Origin of the sequence: Planktotalea sp. (assembly GCF_049680325.1) — a bacterium.
GTDB lineage: Bacteria > Pseudomonadota > Alphaproteobacteria > Rhodobacterales > Rhodobacteraceae > Planktotalea.
Genome location: NZ_JBAUHO010000391.1, coordinates 1 through 2,322 on the forward strand (window position 1 = coordinate 1; position 2,322 = coordinate 2,322).

The window sequence follows — 2,322 nt, forward strand, 5'->3', positions numbered from 1 at the left end:
TCGGCCTTTTCCATGATCGCATAATCCAGCGAAATCTTTTCGATCTGCCCGAAGGCCGCCCCGTCCAGACGGCGAAAGCCAAGGTCCTGTTCGGCCCCGTCCAATGCAGCTTGGGCAGGGGCGATCATCTCGGGGGCGTGACGCTGAAATGCGTCTCTCATCGCCTTTACAGAGACTAAAAAGATACCTGCGTTCCACAGGAAATTCCCGGACGCGATCATTTGTTTCGCGCGCGAAACATTTGGCTTTTCGACAAAGGCCTTCAGCGGCTCTGGCGCGCCCTCGGGATGATCCGCGCCCGTCAGTTCCAGATAGCCATAACCCGTTTCCGGGCGATCCGGCGTGATGCCGAAGGTGACGATCGCGCCGCCTTGCGCAGCGCCGCGCGCGGCCTCTACCGCGGCGCGAAAGCCCGCGCTATCGGGAATCGCATGATCGGCGGGCGCAATCAGCATCAACCCGTCAGGATCAATCCCATGCAGGAACAGCGCAGCCACCAACACAGCGGGTGCAGTGTCGCGCGGCTCGGGCTCGATAAAGACCGCCTCGGGCAGGACCCCTGCCCCGCCCATCTGTTCGGTCACGATAAAACGATAATCTTCCGAGGTCAGCAAAACGGGGCGGCGAAATCCCTGCCCTGTCAGCCGTTTGACCGTGGCCTGAAACAGCGTATCGGGCTGGCCCAGATCGGCAAATTGTTTGGGATAGCTTTTGCGCGACAGCGGCCAAAGCCGCGTGCCGCTGCCCCCTGCGAGAATAACCGGTGTAATCATAACATCTGCCCTAGCCTGTCTGGGGTTCACTCATAGACTCGGGGTTGGGCAAAAGTTTGGCAAGGCCCCAAGCCCCATAAATGTTTCGCGCGCGAAACATTTCCCCGCGGCAACGTCCCGCAATGCGATTGAAACGCGCCCTCTTGGAATGCTAACGAGGGCAGAGCGAACAGGCGTAAAGCAGCGCCGCATCACAGGATTGCCCACATGCGTGTTTTTGTTACTGGCGGAGCAGGATTTATCGGCTCGCACACTCTCGTGCAGCTGCTGCGCCAGAACGCCGAGGTCACGGCGTTTGACAACTACTCCAACAGCTCGCCAGTGGCGCTGGCACGGGTGAAGCGGCTGGCGCAATCCGATCTGTCCAGTGTTGAGGGCGATATTTGCAATCGCGCAGCGCTGGAAACCGCAATGCGCGCGGCCAAACCCGATGCAGTGATCCATTTCGCGGGCCTCAAAGCGGTCGGGGAATCCTCGGAAAAACCTCTGAGCTATTACAAGAACAACATCGCCGGCAGCATTGCCCTTTTGGAAACGATGGACGCGGTAGGATGCCGCAACATCGTGTTTTCCTCCTCGGCCACGGTCTATGACCCTGCCAAGGCGGCACCCTTCACCGAAGAAGACCCCCTTGGCGCCGTAAACCCCTATGGGCGCACCAAGCAGTTCATCGAAGAGATCATTCGCGATTGGGCCGCCGCGAATTCTGACGCCAGCGCCGCGATCCTGCGCTATTTCAATCCCGTGGGGGCCCATGTGTCGGGCGACATCGGCGAAGACCCTGTCGGCATTCCCAACAATCTGATGCCCTTTATCGCGCGCGTCGCAGCAGGCAGCCTGCCCCGGCTACAGGTGTTTGGCGGGGATTACCCCACCTCTGACGGCACCGGTGCGCGCGATTACATCCATGTCGAAGACCTCGCCAGCGCCCATCTGGCCGCATTGAAGTACGCGGCCACCGTGAAAGGCTGCGACGTTTTCAACATCGGCACAGGACGCAGCACCACCGTGCTGGAAATGCTGCATGCCTTTGAGCAAGCCTGCGGCAAAGCAATCGCCTACCGCATCACAGAGCGGCGCGCAGGCGATGTTGCCAGCAGCGTCGCGGATGTGTCCAAGGCGAAACGCATCTTGGGCTGGCAGGCAAAATACGATGTAGCGGACATGTGCCAGTCAAGCTGGAATTGGCAAAGCAGAAACCCGAAGGGCTATGACAACGGGCAATAATGCCCTTGCCAGAGTCTTGTTAGCACCACAAATGTTTCGCGCGCGAAACATTTCGGCGCGGCGTTAACGGCCCGACATGCGCCAGACCTCGCGGCAGGTGGCCAGCAAAATGCGCGCATCCTGCACAAAAGACAGTTGCCCGCCGTAACGCGCATCAAGGGCAACGCGCGCGCCGTAGGGCAGCGCGTTGCGCCCCGACACCTGCCAAAGCCCCGTAAGACCGGGGCGCAGGGCCAGAGAATACCCCTGAAGCGTGCCGTAGCGGTGTAATTCTTCCGCAGGCACCGGGCGCGGTCCGACAAGGCTCATCTCGCCCTTCAGG

3 protein-coding genes are annotated in these 2,322 nt (G+C 60.5%); 1 reads left to right on the forward strand and 2 read right to left on the reverse strand.

The features are described from left to right. Nucleotides 1–773 (reverse strand): mannose-1-phosphate guanylyltransferase (locus tag WBC85_RS17340; protein ID WP_424440332.1); only part of this gene is annotated, 773 nt, incomplete at its 3' end. 207 nt (nucleotides 774–980) lie between these two features. Here WBC85_RS17340 and galE point away from each other — a divergent pair. Then, nucleotides 981–2,000, forward strand: a complete 1,020-nt coding sequence (gene galE, locus WBC85_RS17345; RefSeq protein WP_424440335.1) for a UDP-glucose 4-epimerase GalE — start codon at nucleotides 981–983, stop codon at nucleotides 1,998–2,000. Between the two features lie 63 nt (nucleotides 2,001–2,063). Here galE and WBC85_RS17350 read toward each other — a convergent pair. Then, the coding region (locus WBC85_RS17350; protein WP_424440338.1) for a sugar transferase at nucleotides 2,064–2,322 on the reverse strand (259 nt) is incomplete at its 5' end.